Source organism: Paenibacillus sp. 598K, from assembly GCF_003851045.1.
GTDB lineage: Bacteria > Bacillota > Bacilli > Paenibacillales > Paenibacillaceae > Paenibacillus_D.
Window position 1 is genome coordinate 50946 of the sequence record NZ_BFBX01000042.1, and the last position, 18287, is coordinate 69232.

The window sequence follows — 18287 nt, forward strand, 5'->3', positions numbered from 1 at the left end:
ATAACAGGCCATTCTCAAAGAGGGGGAAGCAATGTGCGGTTTATAAGTAAGAAAACAAGGAGCAGAGCCAGTCAGTTCGGCGTGGCTGCGCTACTCGTCACCGCCGTGCTGGCGGGATGCTCAAACAGCGGAAATAACGGCAACGGTAATCCAGACTCCGGCCTGCCATCGGGAGCGACTCCAAGTAACAGCTCCGCCGCGGCCAAGCCGCAGGAGGGGCCGAAGCCGCTGCTGGAGTACAGCTTCTATCAGGAAAGCGACTCGCCTCCGAAATATGCGGATAATCCGAACGATGCGCTAACGCCGGTCGTTGAGTCCAAGTTTAACATCAAAGTCGGTAAAGTGCTCTACAATCAAGGTTCCACCTTCAAAGAAAGATTCAACATGCTGCTTGCGACCAACGATTTGCCGGATGTTATCTATGCGCAATCCAGCGCGCCAGTCGTCGCCAGCAGCGGGCAGTATGCCGAGCTTGGCGAACTCATCAAGCAACATATGCCCAATCTACTGAAGTACGGATCGATGGATACTTGGCGCGATTCCTACTTCGAAGGCAAAATTTACTCCGTGCCGGCGCTTTGGGTGGACACCGCGTTGCCGCAATTCAACGATGTATACACGCTTCCCTCCGGCAACTGGGGACTGGTCATACGAGAGGACATTCTGGATCGGCTGGGCTACAAGTATACCCCGCTGCGCGAAATCGAGGAACGGGTCAATGAGACGCAGCAAAAACCAAGCTTCGAGGATTTCAAGATTGAACCGGCAATCGAGACGCCTGAAGACCTCTATTCGTTTTTACAAAAGGTCAAGGCATTGAATCTGAAAGTCGGCAATAAGGAGGTGATCCCGCTGTCTATCCCGTGGTGGGCGCAGCACCATCTGGCGAATATGTTCGGCGTCAGCAGCTCCTGGCAATACCATGAGGACGACAACACGGTATCTGGTACGCCATTTGGGGACAAATATGGCAAAGAATATTTTCAATTTTTAAACAAGTTGTACAACGAGAAACTGCTGGATCCCGATTTCGCCATTCAGAAGGATCAGCAATTGGCGGAGAAGCAGGCGAGCGGCCAAGTAGCCGTCGCGCTCGTGCTGATGGGCGACCGGTCCGCCATCCATGAGGCCATCGACAAGATTGCGCCAGGAAAAATGTATCATCACATCCCCATGCCCAAAAAGGAAGGGATTATCCGCAACGGAATTGACACCCTTAACCCCGCGGCCTTCCAGTTCTTTATCAAAAAGGACTTCGAGGACATTCCCCGGCTGCTGCAATATTTCGATTGGTTCTTCTCAGACGAGGCGTTGGATCTGAAGATTTGGGGGCCGGAATCTCTCGACTTGTGGGAGATCAAGGACGGCAAAAAGGTATTCAAGGACGACGCGCTCTACCAGGCGCTGGTCAAGAACGAAGAAGGCGGCATTGCCGATGAGCGATATTATACGAAGGGACTGGGCCGTTACGGTCACCCCAAGCAGTATTCAAAGGCCTTCAGCGCCGCTCCCGGACTCGTCGGCTACAATCCATACGATTGGGAGCGCAGTTATCCTTACAAGGTCACGGATATTTTCGAGATGTCATCCAGCTATGTTACGACAACCGCGCTGGAGCGGGAAGGCAAGTTGCTGGCCGGAGTGGACGATCTGACGAACGGACCGGGCAACTGGTTGTGGTCCGACTTCTATAACAACAAGTCGGCAAAGCTCTATTCCGCGAAGCCGGGGAGCTTCGACAAAAATTGGGATGAACTCAAAGAAGAGTTTATGAGTCGCACCAAGTATGAGGAAGCGCAAGTCGCCATGGAAAAAGTATTCCGGGAACGCGGATTGCTTAAATAGATGGGAATCAGCGAAAGGAGCACGATCGGGTGAGACAGAGTAGAATAAGCGGCAGGATCAGGACAATTTCCCAGCAGAAAGTGCTCCTGCTGTTTTTGCTGCCGGCAGTGGCATTCGTAGCGGTATTCAATTATATCCCGATGTTTGGCCTGGTGATGGCTTTTCAGGATTACAACATATTGGACGGCTATTTCCGCAGCGAATTTGTCGGGCTGGAGCATTTTCGCGCCTTTTTCGAAGCGCCTGACTTCTATCGGGCGCTTCGCAATACACTTGCCATTAATTTGATTTGCTTGCTTGTGGTGTTTCCTCTGCCGATCGTCTTCTCGATCTTGTTGAACGAGCTGTTCAGCTCCAAATTGAAGAAGACGATCCAGACGATCACCTATCTGCCTTATTTCATCTCCTGGGTCGTTGTGGGCGGTCTCTTCTACAAGCTGCTGGAAAGCCAGTCCGGCGCGGTGAATGTGCTGCTGCAGTCGCTCGGCTTTGAGGATGTGGCGTTCTTTCGCGAGCCCGCCTATTTCTGGCCGATTATCGTCATCGCGACGATCTGGAAGGGTATCGGTTGGAACTCGATTCTGTATTTGTCGGCTATCAATGCCATCGATCCCCATCTCTATGAGGCGGCCGAGGTAGACGGCGCCAATCGTTGGCAGCGGATGTGGCACGTGACGCTGCCCGGCGTAACCGGCACTGCCGTCTTTCTGTTCATTCTGACGGTAGGCAGCCTGATCAACGGCAGCGGGGGAGCGAGCGGGTCGATGGCGCCGAACTTCGAAGCGTTGTGGAATTTCCGCAACGCGCTGGTGGCGGAGCGCTCCGACGTGCTGGACATTTATGTTTACCAGCAAGGGGTTCAAGGAGCGCAATATGCTTACGCTGCGGCGATCGGTGTCTTTCAGTCGCTGCTGTCCATTGTGCTGATCTTCACGAGCAATTATCTGATCAAAAAATGGCGTGGTTCGGCATTGTTCTAGCCCGCAGAAGGAGAGAATTACACGATGAGCCGGAAAATCGGATGGTTCGACATCATCTTTGGCTTCCTATTCCTGGTGTTATGTTTTCTGACCATCTATCCATTCGTCTACGCTTTGTCCTACTCCTTCAGCAACGGGCAAAGCGTAATGACAGATACGGTCTATTTATGGCCGATAGACTTTACATGGGAGAACTATCGCACTGTATTTGCGAATCGCTCGATTCTCAGCGCCGCAGGAATTTCCGTTTTGAAGACGATTGTCGGCACGGCTTTGTCGTTGATCGTCACCGCCACGGCCGCTTACTCGGTTTCCAAGAAAAATTTGGTCTTCAAGAAAACGGTGCTTTTGTTTTTTATCCTGCCCATGTACATTTCCGGCGGATTGCTGCCCTTTTATATTCTAATTTACAACCTAGGGCTCATGAACACCTTTTGGGTGTACTTGCTGCCGGGCGCCTTCAGCGGCTTGTTCATGTTCCTCATGAAGGTGTATTACGAGGCGTTGCCAGGAGAAGTCGAAGAATCGGCAAGAATCGACGGAGCCGGCGACCTCCGACTGTTCCTCAAAATTATCGTGCCGCTGTCGCTCCCGGTATACGCGACGGTGGCGCTATTCGTGGGCGTCGGTCAATGGAACGCCTGGTTCGATGCGATGCTGTTCGTCAGCAATACCGATCTGCATCCGCTGCAATTGTTGCTGCAGAACATTTTGCGGGAAGCGGAAGTGACGACATTCGCTCAGGTGGCTGCGCTCAGCTCGCCACAGGCCGTCCGGCAGACGACCGTGGAGACGCTGCGGATGGCGACGCTGATGGTAACGACGTTGCCGATTCTGTTCATTTACCCGTTCTTTCAGAAGTATTTCATCAAGGGAGTGGTGCTAGGTGCAGTTAAGGGATAAAGGCTGGCAAGTGTCCGCAACAAAGCTTACGGTTTTGACCAATGCCAACGGCGTCTTCCAGGACGGCAATGTGGCGATGTGCCGCGACAGGGAGGGGGTGCTCTGGGCGCTTGTCGGGCACCATCATCTGGGCGGCATCACCTTGTGGCGGGGCACTTCTCTGGAAGACCTCGAGAATCTCGGAGCGGTTGCCTACACGTTCGAAATGGGGCGAGCGGGAGAGGCATTTCACGGCATCCCCTATCCGGACGGACCGCGATCGAGAGGGAAGCTGTGGCCGAACGGGCTGTGGATCGACCCCGCGGACGGGCGATTCTACTGCTATGTGCATAATGAGACCGGATGGGGAGCAGAGGATACCTCCTATACAGCGTTTGGCCTTAAGGAAGGAGAGCCGGATTTTCGTCATATCGGGTTGATGGTATCCGACGATCGGGGACACACCTGGGATTTCGTCGGCTGGGTGCTCACATCGTTCTTCCCTTGCTGGACGGAATTGTATCGTCCTGACGGCATGAAGGGCGGCCAGTCTGCTGAACGTTTCGTACTGGGCGCGGGCGATTTCTGTTTCTACCCGAACGAGAAGGATGGCTACTTCTACATTTTCTATACGCAAATTACGGCGGGGCGCTCAGACTCTGTGAAGGCTGACCATATCTACGCTGCCAGAGCGCCGATGTCCGGCAAGGGGTTGCCGGGGCAATGGAGCAAGCTGTACGAAGGTAAATTTGGGGAACCTGGGAATGGTGGCCGGGAAACGCCGGTCGTCCTTTCGGGTAACGTCCCGTTCGTCTCCTACAACCGACACTTGAGCAGTTATATGATGACAAGCTATCGTCGGGAACTGTGGGTGCGAGGGCTGGGCGCTTGCCAAGTCTCGTTCAGCTCTGATCTGATGAACTGGAGCGAGCCGCTGCCGCTCGACAGCAGCCGAGAGGACCTGTCACGCCCTTATTTTACGATGTGCAGTCTCGAACCTGAAGGTTTGATCCAGGATACCGGGCAACGGTTCGGGCTATTGATTGAGACCAACGGAACGGATGTCTACTATGCCGAAGTTTCGATCCCGGAAGACTTCGAGAAGGAGGAGACAAAATGAGGAAGCTGCTTATAGGGATGGCGGTCATCACCTTGCTTACGGGAACGACCCTCACGGCAGGAGGAGCAGCCGCGAGCACGGGTACGGACGTCGGCATTTGGTACAGCACCTGGTATTCGAAGCTGCCCGACATCCGTGGGAACTGGTTGACGAATTTTGGGGGCTCAAGTCTCAACCAGTTCGTAGGGGATGTCGACGGCGACGGGAAGGCGGACGCCGTTACATTCGATGCGGGAGGCGTCTGGCAGGCAGCCCTCTCAAATGGTAGCGCATTCAATGCGCCAATGCAATGGCTTGCTGGTCACGGTTCAGGTTCCCAAGAACAATTTTTGGCTGACGTGAACGGCGACGGGAGGCAAGACGCGGTGGCCTATTTCGACAGCGACGTGAGCGGGGACGGGGCATCCGGCGATTGGTATGTCGCATTGTCGACGGGAAACGGGTTTCAGAGTGCGACACTTTGGAAATCCGGAGCGGGTCATAATGCCACGAGACGCATGCTGGGCGATGTCAATGGAGACGGCAAAGCGGACGTGGTTGTCTTCGTCGCCGCCATATCCGGCGGCGCCTGGTCAGTAGCCTTGTCCAATGGCGACGTTTTCCAGACGGCGACTTCCTGGCGGACGAACTTTGGAGGTGCGTCCAGCAACCAATTCCTGGCCGATACAAACGGGGATGGCAAGGCGGATGCGATCGTCTACTCTTCAGACGGCAACTGGTTCCATGCCCATTCGACCGGGTCGGCTTTTGCTCCGGAAGCGTATTGGACCGCCGGCCACGGTGTCGGCTCCGCCGCTCAGTATGCATACGACGGCAACGGGGACGGCTACGCCGACGCCTATGTCTACTTCAACGCCGACTTGATCAGTCCGGACGGCAAGGTGGGCGACTACATCGCCCGGGAGTATGCGCGGGATCTAAAGCAGATGACGGGAGGCAACACGCTGTTGAATTCCGGCTTTGGTTACCAGGCGACAAAGCTGATGCACGGGAATATAACGGGCGATAGTTACGGCTGGCAGGCTTCCGTGGCGTTCTATGCGACTTCCGGCGGAGGTACCTGGAAGGCGGAGCGTTATCGTCAGGCAGACCCGGTAGCTAACGATACGTGGGGCGGATTTACGCCAAAGCCCCCAATCAAGTACAGGCCGCTGACGCTCGGTTCTTATCAAACGTACGACAGCGGAGATGCGGCGGTCATCGATGAGCATTTGGCGACAATTTCGGACGCCGAAATCGATTGGCTGCTGTTGGACGAAACGAACGGTCTGAACAATGTCAGCGGCGCAATTCTGAACCGGGCGGCAAGGCTGGCTCAGCGGATCAAAGCATGGAATGACAATACTTCCAACCGCGACATCCGGTACGCCTTTGCGATCGGAAGGGTGCAGTGGACTTTGGACCCGCTCACGATCGAACAGGAAGCCGGCCAAGTGTGGGATGAATTCGCCAATCATGCTTCCTACGGCGGCCCGAATTATTACTACGAGCTGAATGGCAAGCCACTCCTCGTCATTTATGCCGGAGCATCCGTCCAGAACGCATGGCTGAGCTATTCCGGCAGCAAGACGAATACGAATCATTTCACTGTACGGTTTGCGTCTGGCGCGGCGGCCGGCGAATATGGTTGGCAACTGCCGCCGACCGGTACGGTCGACGATAACGAAGTGATGAACGTGATGCCGGGATGGAACAACCACGTCGGCAACTTGCCGATCGTGAACCGGAACAAGGGCGTATTTTACAGCCAGTTGACCTGGGAACGAGTGCTGAACCGCACTGTCAAACCGGACATCGTCATGATCAATTCATTCAACGAGTTCGCAGAAGATACCGGCGTGCAGATTGCCGATACGAGCGGATTGGATGCCACTTCCGAGAAATGGTACAACAGCGCTGGAGTATTGGATCCATCGATGTACTGGAATATGACGAAAAATTATATCCGCCAGTTAAAGCATCCAGCTTCCACCTCCAAGGCGTCTGTCGGCTACTCAGGAACCCAAGGCGCCAATGGCTGGACCTACGAGGAATGGCAATACAGCGGATCGACGCGCACCGTTGTGCCGATGACGTGGAGCGCGGCGAGCAACAGGTGGACGGGCGGTGCGTCCTATTCCCTGATCGGCAGAGATTGGCAACACCCGGATATCAACCGGCAATCAGTGCGCGTCCTGACGGTGCCGACCGCCGGTACCGTCACGGTTACGGGCAATATCGCCAAGCAAGCGTCCGGCGGCAACGGGGTGCGGGTGCAAATCAGGAAAAACGATCAGGTGATATGGCCAAATGGCGGGGGGTATGTGACCGTCTCCGATACGGCCGGGATTACGCCTTTCCTGATGACAACGGTGTCGGCAGGCGACAAGCTCCAGTTCGTGCTCGACAGCAACGGGGCGATCGATTACGACGGCACGAACTGGAATCCCACGGCAACCTATGAGTGAGCTGAACAAAAGACGCTTGCAACAGGAATCCATGTGAGGAGAGATGAGAATGAGGATGGTCAATCGGCTCGTGAAGGGATGTCTTGCATTTGTAGTGTTGTGGGGTGTCATGATTAGCTTGGGAAATACGGGCAAGGCACAGGCTGCGGAGAAGCCGCTGACGATCCCCGCGTTGCAGCAATGGACGGGAGGCTCGGGTTATTACAACTTCGGAGCTGCATCCAGAATCGCGATCGATCCGGCCTACACGACCCAGCTTACTTCAATCGCGAACGTATTGGCGGACGATCTGCTGCAACTCACAGGCCTTGCAATCCCCGTCGTGTCCGCTGCCGACGGACTTGCAGGGGACATCGTGCTTACGCTCGGAACGACCGATCCCGTACTCGGTGCGGACGGATACGTTATGGATGTGACGGATCGGATTGTTATTAACGGGAAGAACGCGAACGGAACGTTCAACGGTACGAGGTCGGTGCTACAATTGCTGAAGCAAGGCTTTGCGATCCCCTCCGGCACGGCGAAAGACTGGGCCGCTTATCCAGAGCGGGCGTTAAGTATTGATATCGGGAGAAAATATTTCACGATGACTTTTTTGAAAAACCGGATTCGGGAGCTTGCTTATTTGAAGTACAACATGTTCCATCTTCATTTTTCCGACAACGAAGGATTCCGGATCGAATCCGTCAGCCATCCCGAGATTGTTTCGCAGCAGCATTTGACCAAGGCTCAAGTAACCGAATTAATTCAGTATGCCGCCTCTTACCATATCACTATTGTGCCCGAACTCGATATGCCCGGCCATATGAAGCCAATTTTGGCGAGCCGTCCTGACTTGCAGCTAACAAGAAATACGGGCCTGAAAGAACCTGATCTTATCGACCTTTCCCTTCCCGCCAGCTATGACTTGATGGAAGAACTTTTGCAAGAATACCTGCCGTTGTTTCCTGGTCCGTATTTCCACATCGGCGCGGATGAATATTTGCACAACTATGATCCGTTTCCCCAATTGCAAGCTTACGCGACGGCAAATTACGGAGCGGGGGCGGTCGCCAGCGATACGTACCAGGGCTTTATCAATTGGGCCAACGACATTGTCAAGTCTTACGGAAAAACTACTCGAATCTGGAACGACGGGATCAAGAACAGCACAGCGGCCCCGCTCGATACCGATATCCAGGCGGAGTATTGGAGGTGGGATCCGAATCACCCGAGTCTGACTCCTCAGCAATTGCTCGATCGGGGCCAGACGATTCTCAATACGAACAGCGAATATTTGTATTATGTACTTGGTAGAGACTGGAAACCAAACCCTGCCGCCGTTTACGAGCAATTTACGCCGTCGCTGTTCCCCGGCGGGTATACGATTGCCGATAATCATCCCAAAAACCTGGGCGCTTCTCTCGCGATATGGTGCGACAATGCGGACTCGGAGACGGAAGGTCAGGTTGAACTGGGAGTGCAGAATACGCTGCGTTCATTGTCTCAGGTCAATTGGGGATCTCCGAAGCTGGCAGCCTCTTACTCCGCTTTCCTGCCATTGATCAGTCATATCGGTAGCGCCCCAGGATATACTGGAAGCTCTTCGTTTAGCAAGGCCGGCAATTTGGCGCTCGGCAAAAAAGCAACGGCTTCTTCTTCAGAAACGCCATCAGAAACGACATCGTTTACTCCGGAGAATGCGATTGACGGGGACAGCATTTCGTCCCGCTGGTCGAGCCAGTACAGCGACGCGCAGTGGCTGCAAGTCGATCTCGGCGCGACCTATTCAATAAACGAGGTTGTTCTTAACTGGCAAACCGCATATGGAAAATCGTTCCAAATTCAGGTGTCTCAGGACGGCTCGGTATGGCATACAATGTACAGCACGACAACAGGGAACGGAGGCATTCAGGAGTTAACCGGACTCTCCGGCACTGGAAGGTACGTCCGGATGCTCGGGACGCAGCGGGGGACGGCCTTTGGCTACTCGCTGTATGAGTTCCAAGTGTTCGGGACTTCTCCCAACCTTGCCCAGTATAAGACGGCGACGGCTTCGTCGGTCGAGCCGTCTACCACCTATACGGCAGGCATGGCGGTAGACGGCAATACAAACACACGCTGGTCGAGCCAGCATAGCGACCCCCAGTGGCTTCAAGTCGATTTGGAGGATGTATACGACATCTCCAAGATTGTTCTGAACTGGGAAACGGCCTATGCCAAAACTTATCAAATCCAGATATCGAATGACGGAATAGGTTGGACGACGCTGTACAGTACGACATCAGGCGCCGGTGGCGTGCATGAACTCGACCGATTGTCGGTATCTGGCCGTTACATTCGGGTGTACTGCACGGAACGCGGTACTCCGCATGGTTATTCTTTGCATGAATTGCAAGTGTTCGGCGCGAATCTGGCGTTGGGAAAACCGGCCACGGCTTCATCAGTGGAGACAGCCACCTCCTACTTCCCGAACCTGGCGACGGATGGCGCTTCGAATACAAGGTGGTCGAGCCAAAGCAGCGATCCTCAATGGCTTCGGATTGATTTGGGAACAGCGACAAGTGTCAAACGGGTTGTGTTGAATTGGGAACGCGCTTACGGGAAGGCGTACCAATTGCAAATGTCCAATGACGGCATCGTCTGGACAACGATCTATAGCACAACTTCCGCCACTGGCGGCATTCAGGATATTGGCGGATTATCCGGCAACGGTCGGTATTTGCGTCTCTACGGGACACAGCGGGCGTTGACGCCACACGGCTACTCCTTGTACGATTTGCAAGTCTACGGAGATGGAACGGTTGGAACCAATCACTCGTCATATGGGTTCTCGGGTATTCAAGGCGCCAATCAGTGGTCCTATCAAGAGACGGCTGATCTCATTACGTATACTAATATGACATATGACCCGGTCGGCAAGCGTTGGCAAGGAACAGGAACCTCGTATGTTTATGCCGATTCGCAACATCCGGGAGCAACGACCCGGTCGGCTCGCGTCTGGACTGCTGATGCCCCCGGGACGCGAACGGTATCGGGATCTGTGAGGAAAGCCAACCCGAACGGCAATGGGGTGAACCTGAAAATTATGAAGGGCTCCACGCAAGTCTGGCCTGCCGGAACCGGATGGCAATTACTGTCGGGAGCTGATATGACAGGTACGACGTTCAACTTCAACGTCAACCTGAACGCTGGGGAGAAGTTGTTCTTCGTATTGGACGGAAATGGAGACGTCTCTTACGATTCGACCTTGTGGGATGTGACGATTTCATCAAATGGATAGACGAAAAGCTCCGGTGCCGCAAGGTTCCGGAGCTTTCTTTTTAGAGACATGCTCGTTATTGGGCGCTGACCTCGATCCAATCGATGTTCGGCCCTTCCGAGCCGGTCGTCTGGAGACGCAATGAATTATTGCCGACGTTCATCGGGACGGTGATCGTTTTTTCGGCCCACGTCTCCCAGCTGCCGGTAGCGTTGAAGGCGGTATTGTCAATCACTTTGGTTCCGTTTACATAGACGTCGAGACTGCGAGAGCCCGAGGCAAGCGCATAGCGAATCTTGACGTTTTTGGTGCCTGCAACAGCACAGTAGATGGCATTCCATTGGATGGCGGCGTTGCTATAGCCGTGAAAGTCGGCATACCCGGTGCCGCTGTAGCCTGGATACAACGACTGTGCCGACGCGTCGGTCAACGTCGTGCCTGTCTCTGCCTCGTAACGCGTGACGGTCGAACCGCCGCCTCCTCCGCTGCTCAGATCGGCGACGAAGGTCGTGACGCTTTGAGCTGGAAGATGGGCAAAGAAGGAGCCGCTGCTGGCATCGAGAGCGGTGCCCGCTTGCAGGTTCTGACTGCCGGAGGTGATCCAGCGCGACACTTGCCCGGCCGAGCCGTTTTGGAGCACGAAGTTTTGATTGACGGCCGTCGTTCCGCGATTGACCGCGACGATGACCACTTTATTGTCGCCCTTGTACGCCGAGGTGAATACTTGCGTGTCCGGGTTTTTGGTGGCGTCGACTCGCACATAGCCAGGACGGACGAATTTGGAGAAGTGAGCCATCGCATAGCCGCGCTTGCTGATCGTGCCGTCTTCCTTCATCGGGCTGTATTGTCTGCGGATATACCACCAGATGTAGGCCTGGAATTCCCCGTCGACCAGATTGTGATGGATATGATGCGCGACATCCAGCGCCTCCGGCCACAGATCGGCCGAGTTGTTATTGCTGTTCGGATAGTAGACCTCCGTCATCCACAGCTCCTTGCCTGCGCCCTTCTGCTTGAACAGCGGGTAAGGCATGTTGGATACGCTGGTGCCATACGTATGAGCGCCGAGGATATCCATATTGGCCAGCGCTTGCGGATCGTTGAGGATCGGGTCCGAGATGTTTTTGAGGTATTGGAACGATTCCGGCGCGATGACGCGGCTTTGGATCGAGCCTGCATTTTCTTTCATGAATCGCAGGATTTCTTGCGGCGTCCACCAGGTCCAGTCGTGGGCGTAGTCCGGCTCGTTTTGCACCGAGATCGCATACAGCTCGGCGCCGTTGTTTTTCATATAGGTGACAAAATCATTCAAATGCTGCGCGTAAGCGGCATATTGGTTATAGCGCAGCCGTTTGGAGTTGGGAACGCCGTTGCGCGTGAACGTCTCGATCATATGATCGGGCGGATTCCAGGGCGAAGCGATGACGATGCCGCCCAGCTCTTTGGCGCGTTTGGCGGTTGCCACCTCGCGATGCCAGTTGTTCGGATTCGGATCGACAAAGACACGGACGATTGAGAGGCCCAATTGTCCAGGACCATTTCCGAAAGCGGTTTCACGTTGAGCCGGCGTTAAGTCGCCGATCCATGCCGGATGATTCATGCCGCCGAAGCCGCGGATCAGTTGGCGCTCATCAGCCAAATTGATGACGGCATCGCTGGCAGCGGAAGTTGGTGCAGGGAAGGCCGAGATGAATAGAAGCGGAACCACCAATGCGCATGCCAAAAACAGACAAAATGACCTTTTCAAGCTTGAAATCATTTTTTCATCGCCTCCAATTAGGAATGGTTTTGGTATGCCTGCGCCTGTTGGATTCTGAAGCGGATGCCATCACCTCCTCCGGCGCGAGTCGCACGACTGAATATGAGTGCTAGCCTGCCCGCATACCTACATCCTAATTGTTGGGTATTATTCCAGTCCATATAAAAAGTCAATCCGTTTTGGAGTTTTTAAAGATAAACCATTCTGAAAGTGATCCATTGGATATCTTAACAAGCGATACATATTCTGCCCATCAATTCCGCACAATGAGAGAAGACTTTCATTGATGAGGAGTGAACGCCAGATGTCGTATTGGCTTCGAATATCTTTGCTGACCCTCGTGCTCTTGTCGATTGGCTACACCGGCTCTGCGCCGCGCATAGCCGTGTTCGGCGGGTCTATGATGCAGCATAGCGCCTCGGTTGGTCAACCGACAGCAGCAGGCTCCAGCAAGCGGGTAGCGATCGTCATCGACGACTTCGGCAACGGCATGTCCGGCACAGAGGATATGCTCTCGCTGCCGATCCCGCTCACCGTAGCGGTCATGCCGTTCCTGCCGACGAGCGGGCGCGACGCCGAGGAGGCGCATCGACGCGGGCATGAGGTAATCATCCATATGCCGATGGAGCCCAACCAGGGCAAGCGCGAGTGGCTAGGCCCCGGCGCACTGACAGCCGATCTCGACGATGCCGAGGTCCGCAAGCGCGTCGAGGCGGCAATCGCCGCTATCCCGCATGCCGTCGGGATGAATAATCATATGGGCTCCAAGATAACGGCGGATAATCGCATCATGGCGATCGTCATGGAGGTATGCCGCGAGCATGGGCTATTCTACCTGGACAGTCGCACGACGCACAAGTCCGTTATCCCCGATGTAGCTGCCGAGTATCGCGTGCCGATGCTGACGAACAAGCTGTTCCTCGACGATCAGTATCACCTTGCCCATATCCAAAAGCAGCTTCAACGATTGCAGCGAAAGCTGGAGGGAGAGGGGACGATGATCGCCATCGGACATGTCGGCCCGTCTGGCAAAAATGTCGCGGCTGCGCTGCGTCAGTGGTCCGGCGAGATGCGTCAAGGGGCAACGTTCGTCAAAGCGTCCGAGCTGATCCCTTCATCGGCCCGTGACCAGCAAATATTGCCGTAGGCCGTTGCAGATCGCCTTGGCGATCTCGGTCTGACCTTGCGGTCGCGTCATCATATCCCGGTCGCCGGCGTGGCTGAGGAAGCCCATCTCGACAATTACGGCGGGCTTGTCCGTCTTGCGCAGGAGATAAAAGGTGCGGCCGCTGCGCGGCTGCGCCGACGTGTGCTGCTGCTGGTTGAGCGCATCCTGGATGCACTGGGCGAGCAGCATGCTATGTCCGTCCTCCTTGTAGAGGACGAGCGGACCACGCTCCGTCTTATCCGGCGTCCAGTTGACATGCAGACTGACGATGATCCGGGTCGGAATCTCGCGCGCGAGCTGACGGCGCTGGGCGAGATCGCGCTTATGTCTGGAGCGGATCGGATGCCAGCGATTGTCATCGCTCAGCGCGTAGTCGCTATCCCGATTGAGCACGGCGTCGATTCCTTGACTGCCGAGCATCAGGTAGAGCTTCCGTGCGACCGCCAGATTGATATCCTTCTCCAGCACATCGCCATGATGGGTGCCGCCATCGATGCCGCCGTGGCCGACGTCGATCAGCACCTCGGCGCCAGGCAGCGCCCCCGAGATGTCGGGCGGATCGGCTAATGCAGCGGTCGGGCCTAGAGTCGCGAGCGTGAACAAAAGCGATAGCATGGCTAGGCGTCTATACATTGGATTAACCTCCTGTAGGACGGGTCAAAGGATATCAAGCGAGTATCCATTAGCGTGGCACAAGTGGCGGGTCGTCATACATGGATAGGCACATGTAAATCCGGGCATAATGGTGGCATGGACTGACGGGAGGTGAAGCATTGTGGCGGATGGTTCGGAGTTGGTCAAATACGTGACGGTACGGGTAGCGCGTTATATCGAGACACCCAAGGCAGTGCGCAAGCAAAAGCGGAAGGAAACAAAGGTGACAAAGGAGCATTGGTTGGTCCGCTGGTTCGGTCTTGCTCCGCTCGGCCTGATGGTCTGGTGGCGGAGCAGACGAGCAAGCGAGTCGTCGGATGACAAATAAAACAAGGGGCGCCCTGAAGTCGTAATCGACTCGGGCGCCCCTTATATGTGTCCTGCGATGTAAAGCGATAGGAGATTAACGGTAATAATGGCCGGACGTCGCAAGCGTGGCGAAGGGAATGTAACGCGGGCTATCGGTGTCGAGCGCAACATAGAGCTCGCCGTCCCAGTCATGATAGCCGGCGACGCCATAGATGTACAGATGCTGACCGTCGAAGGGATCTGCAGCGTACCAGATATGTGCGCCTTGGTCGAGTTGTTGCCTTATCGACGCAGCGGATGCTGCCAACGGCTCAGAGGTGAGCCATGGCATCCGCTCGTAGACATCAAAAGCAGGGATGCTGCCGGAACGGGTCAAACGCTCCGGATGACCTGCGGGCAACTGCTCCTGTACTGCTGATGCAGCCTGCTGCCAAGTCTCATCGCTGAGCGACAGCAGCAGCTCATCGCTGTGCGCATCGACATAGACAGCGGAGCCCGAGATTAGCGGCACCCGCCATACCGCCAGCAGCGGCGAGATATATCGCGGCTCAGCCTGAGCGGCTAGCGGCAGACTGTCCAGCTCCGGCGAATGCAGCGCCTGTCGGAGCGCCGCCTCGTCGAACAACGGATCGCCTCGCCCATACTCGCCTAGATGGTAGCCGCCGCCAGGGACGGCATAAGCGATCATATAGCCAAGCGGCCGCTCGCCGCTTCGAAGCACGACGAGCCATCCATGCGTGCCAGGCCCAAGCGGAGAGATGTGGCGATCAGCCGCGCGCCAGTCGGCATAATCGGGCAACGCCGACAGCTCTCCCAGCCACACATCCAGCTGCGCTTGCAGCGCCGTCATCGCTGGTCGCGACTCGAGTCGCTCGCTTCTTGCGACGTTTGATGTGGCAACGCTGGCGAAGAGGAGCAGCGCGGCGGTATACAAAGGAACCCATTTTCGTTTGGACACAAGCTCACCATCCTGTATTGGTCGCGCCTGTCCGCTATCAGCGGGAGGCTTGTCCTCATTGTAGCGGAACGGCAGCGGGAAGCATGCCGGAACCTGTCAGAGGGAGCGACAGCGGCACGGTTCTATTTTTGTTGGAATGAAGCGAATCGCGTCTGCTCGGCGATCAATCGATGCCCGCCAGATGAAAAATCCCGCAATTGATGGCAGATGTCTGCACGCGCGGCTTGTATTGCCAGTCGATCTCCGCCTTGCGATTCTCGAATTGCGCCTCGATATGGGCGCGTTGCTCTTCCTCGGCAGAGGAGAGCAAAGCTTCGTAATAATGGGCGATCAGCTGCTGCTCCTCCTCGAGCCGCTCGGCGGCTTCCTGAGCCCAGCTGTAGTCGTAGCCGCGCAGCTTTTTCTCTAGCGCTTGCTCGACCAGCCCCGCTGCCCGGTGCAGCGTGATTGCACTGCGGGCGATGTGGATATTGGGCGGCAGACGCGGCGTCATCCGCATCCCGGCGAGTCGCTCCTGGAACTGCTCAATCACTTGGCCGGTTGCCAGCGAGATGCCGTAGGAATGGATCTCCTCGCGCTTGCGGTCGCACTGGAACTCGACCATCAGATTAACCCCAAGCCATGGAGTATAGGCTGTAGATTGCAGCGGATGGCTCTTGCGCGCCTCCGGCTCCTGGAACAGACAGACGTAGCTGCCGCCGCTGCGCGCCGCCTCGAACAGCTGCTCCAGTCGCCGCGAGCCGTAGTAGAGATCCTCCCGCGGCATCCGCGCCCCAGCCGTCGTCCCATGAACATAACCAAAGCTGCGGGCCAGCGCGGCATCCGTCTGATCTGGCTCGGCGCCAGCTTGCTCCTCCTGCGCGCGATCATACCGTTCCTTGTCCGTGACGAACAGGAAGGACATCGTCTCCGGCTCGGCGCCCGTCCGGTCGACGAAGCCCCAGTAGTAAGGCCGATTGGTCAGGATGCGATCTGCAAGCGGCGAGAGCTTGACCTTGAAGTGCGCCGGCGACTTCTCGATGATCTGGCAGTCGGTCGACTCCAGATAGTGCTGGACGAACCGATGGATCTGCTTGGCATTCATGGCTTCACCTCCACAGGTTGGCTGATCGCGTCGAGCAGCGGCTGGAACGGCTGGCCGTCCTGCTGGCTGCGCCAATCCTGCTGCTCGGCGCGGACGCTGCTGAGCGAGTGGCCGAGCTGGCGGAAGCGGCTGTTCAGCTCGCGCTGTCCGCTAGATTCGAGCATCGCCTTGGCGATTTGCTTCTCCAGCGACTGATCTTGCTTCTCGAATCGTTCGAGGATTTCATCCAGCTCGCCGATGACCAGCTCGAACAGATTGATTTTCTCGTGCAGCAGATTGACGATATGCTCCTCGATCGTGCCGAGCGTGCATAGGTTGTAGATTCGCACATCCTCTGTCTGACCGAGCCGATGGACGCGTCCGATCCGCTGCTCGACGCGCATCGGATTCCACGGCAGATCGAAGTTGATCATATGGTGGCAGAATTGCAGGTTGATGCCTTCGCCCCCGGCTTCGGTCGCGATCAGCACCTGGGCTCGGCCGCGGAACATATCCATCATCCAGTCCTTCTTGCCGCGATTCATGCCGCCGCGATACGGGACGGCGATCAGATCGTGACTGCGGAAAAACTGCAGCAGATACTCCTGCGTAGCGCGGTATTCGGTGAATACGATAACCTTCTCGTTCATTTCGCGGATCAGACGCAGCGCGGTCTCGGCTTTGGTGTTGGCCTGGATCTGGCGGATCACCTCGACCAGCCCCCAAATTTTGGGGCGCAGCGCCGAGTCCTCCGGCGTTTTCTTGAACAGGTTGACCAGCGTCAGGAAGACGGCGTCGCGGCTGCTGCACACCTCGCGCTGCAGCGTGACGAGCGAGAGCATGCTGGTCAGATCGCCGCCGCTTTCCTGATAACGCTGCTTGACGAACGCGGTAACCGCGTCATAAAGCGCCTGCTCCTCGGCGGATAGCTTGAGCGGGATATTGCGGACGATCCGTCTGGTGAACTGTATCCCGCCATCGCCGCGACGATTGCGGATCATGACGCCGGAGAGCGCGCTTTGCAGATCGCTTTCGTTTTTGGGCAGACGTTTGTCGACGACAAAATTGGCTGCAAATTCGCTCTGGCCGCCAAGCTGACCGGGCTTCAGAAGCGTAATCAGGTTGTAGAGCTCCTCCAGCTCGTTCTGGACGGGCGTGGCCGTCAGCAGCAAGCAATATTTTTTGCGCAGCTGCGTGACGAATTGATAGTTGGTCGTCTTCTTGTTTTTGAGCTTGTGCGCTTCGTCGATGATGAGCATATCGTAGTCGGTATTGAGCAGCAGCTCGCGATGAGGCTCGCGCTTGGCCGTATCGATCGAGGCCACGACGACATCGTAATGCCAGGTATGGGCCTTTTTCTGAGCGACCGCTGCGATGCCAAATTTTTGGTTCAGCTCGCGTACCCATTGCAGCACGAGAGAGGCGGGCACGAGGATAAGCGTCTTGCGGACGAGCCCGCGCACGATATATTCCTTGAGCACGAGCCCGGCTTCGATTGTCTTGCCGAGCCCCACCTCGTCGGCCAGGATCGCGCGTCCGCCCATACCGTCGAGCACCTTGCGCGCCGTATCGATCTGATGGGGCATCGGGTCGAAAGCAGGGAGGACGCGCAGCGCCTGCAGCTCGTCGAAGCTGTCGATTTTGCGGGCTTCCTGCGCTTCGATGGCGAGCTTGTAGAGCACCCATTCATCCCAGGGACCGTTTTTGGTCAAACGCTGCTGCAGCTCCTCCTGCCAGCTGCGATCGAATTGCAGCTCTACCAGCGGATGCAGCTTGCTCTTGCTTGCCGCGCCCGTCGTGCCTTGCGCCTTGGTTGTGTCAGCCACATCTTACACTCCTTCCATGTGCGAAAGATTACATG

General features: G+C 56.1%; 13 protein-coding genes. 8 read left to right on the forward strand and 5 right to left on the reverse strand.

Annotated elements, in window-relative coordinates; translation table 11 throughout:
- Window positions 1–33 precede the first annotated feature (33 nt).
- From PA598K_RS13950 to PA598K_RS13975, 6 genes are read left to right on the forward strand one after another with little or no spacing between them, the layout of a single operon-like run.
- Window positions 34–1845, forward strand: coding sequence for a hypothetical protein (locus tag PA598K_RS13950; RefSeq protein ID WP_128657558.1), 1812 nt, complete (start codon window positions 34–36; stop codon window positions 1843–1845).
- Between the two features lie 29 nt (window positions 1846–1874).
- Window positions 1875–2825, forward strand: coding sequence for an ABC transporter permease (locus PA598K_RS13955; protein WP_128657559.1), 951 nt, complete (start codon window positions 1875–1877; stop codon window positions 2823–2825).
- A 24-nt stretch (window positions 2826–2849) separates the two neighbouring features.
- Window positions 2850–3728 carry a carbohydrate ABC transporter permease gene (locus tag PA598K_RS13960; protein WP_128657560.1) on the forward strand — a complete coding sequence of 293 codons (879 nt, stop codon included), beginning with the start codon at window positions 2850–2852 and terminating at the stop codon, window positions 3726–3728.
- On the forward strand, window positions 3712–4827 hold the full coding sequence (locus PA598K_RS13965; protein ID WP_128657561.1) for a hypothetical protein: 1116 nt from the start codon (window positions 3712–3714) through the stop codon (window positions 4825–4827). The genes PA598K_RS13960 and PA598K_RS13965 overlap by 17 nt, the downstream gene beginning before the upstream one ends.
- On the forward strand, window positions 4824–7274 hold the full coding sequence (locus tag PA598K_RS13970) for an FG-GAP-like repeat-containing protein (protein WP_128657562.1): 2451 nt from the start codon (window positions 4824–4826) through the stop codon (window positions 7272–7274). The genes PA598K_RS13965 and PA598K_RS13970 overlap by 4 nt, the downstream gene beginning before the upstream one ends.
- A gap of 49 nt (window positions 7275–7323) precedes the next feature.
- Window positions 7324–10536, forward strand: a complete 3213-nt coding sequence (locus PA598K_RS13975) for a galactose-binding domain-containing protein (protein WP_185601940.1) — start codon at window positions 7324–7326, stop codon at window positions 10534–10536.
- Window positions 10537–10591: 55 nt separating this feature from the next.
- Here PA598K_RS13975 and PA598K_RS13980 read toward each other — a convergent pair whose 3' ends face one another.
- Window positions 10592–12274, reverse strand: coding sequence for a carbohydrate-binding protein (locus PA598K_RS13980; RefSeq protein ID WP_128657564.1), 1683 nt, complete (start codon window positions 12272–12274; stop codon window positions 10592–10594).
- 304 nt (window positions 12275–12578) lie between these two features.
- On the opposite strand from PA598K_RS13980, the gene PA598K_RS13985 reads away from it, so the two are divergent.
- Window positions 12579–13421, forward strand: coding sequence for a divergent polysaccharide deacetylase family protein (locus tag PA598K_RS13985; RefSeq protein ID WP_128657565.1), 843 nt, complete (start codon window positions 12579–12581; stop codon window positions 13419–13421).
- On the opposite strand, the gene PA598K_RS13990 is transcribed toward PA598K_RS13985, so the two are convergent.
- Window positions 13389–14075, reverse strand: a complete 687-nt coding sequence (locus tag PA598K_RS13990; protein ID WP_128657566.1) for an N-acetylmuramoyl-L-alanine amidase family protein — start codon at window positions 14073–14075, stop codon at window positions 13389–13391. The genes PA598K_RS13985 and PA598K_RS13990 overlap by 33 nt on opposite strands.
- A gap of 142 nt (window positions 14076–14217) precedes the next feature.
- On the opposite strand from PA598K_RS13990, the gene PA598K_RS13995 reads away from it, so the two are divergent.
- Window positions 14218–14424: a YqzE family protein gene (locus tag PA598K_RS13995; RefSeq protein ID WP_128657567.1), complete on the forward strand. Its 207-nt coding sequence runs from the start codon at window positions 14218–14220 to the stop codon at window positions 14422–14424.
- A gap of 75 nt (window positions 14425–14499) precedes the next feature.
- Here PA598K_RS13995 and PA598K_RS14000 read toward each other — a convergent pair whose 3' ends face one another.
- The 3 genes from PA598K_RS14000 to PA598K_RS14010 all read right to left on the reverse strand — a co-directional run bounded on the left by PA598K_RS14000 (window position 14500) and on the right by PA598K_RS14010 (window position 18252).
- Window positions 14500–15363, reverse strand: coding sequence for a hypothetical protein (locus PA598K_RS14000; RefSeq protein ID WP_128657568.1), 864 nt, complete (start codon window positions 15361–15363; stop codon window positions 14500–14502).
- A gap of 163 nt (window positions 15364–15526) precedes the next feature.
- On the reverse strand, window positions 15527–16447 hold the full coding sequence (locus PA598K_RS14005; protein ID WP_128657569.1) for a YqhG family protein: 921 nt from the start codon (window positions 16445–16447) through the stop codon (window positions 15527–15529).
- Window positions 16444–18252 (reverse strand): DEAD/DEAH box helicase, encoded by a 1809-nt coding sequence (locus PA598K_RS14010; protein ID WP_128657570.1) that lies wholly within the window; start codon window positions 18250–18252, stop codon window positions 16444–16446. The genes PA598K_RS14005 and PA598K_RS14010 overlap by 4 nt, the downstream gene beginning before the upstream one ends.
- Window positions 18253–18287: the final 35 nt, after the last annotated feature.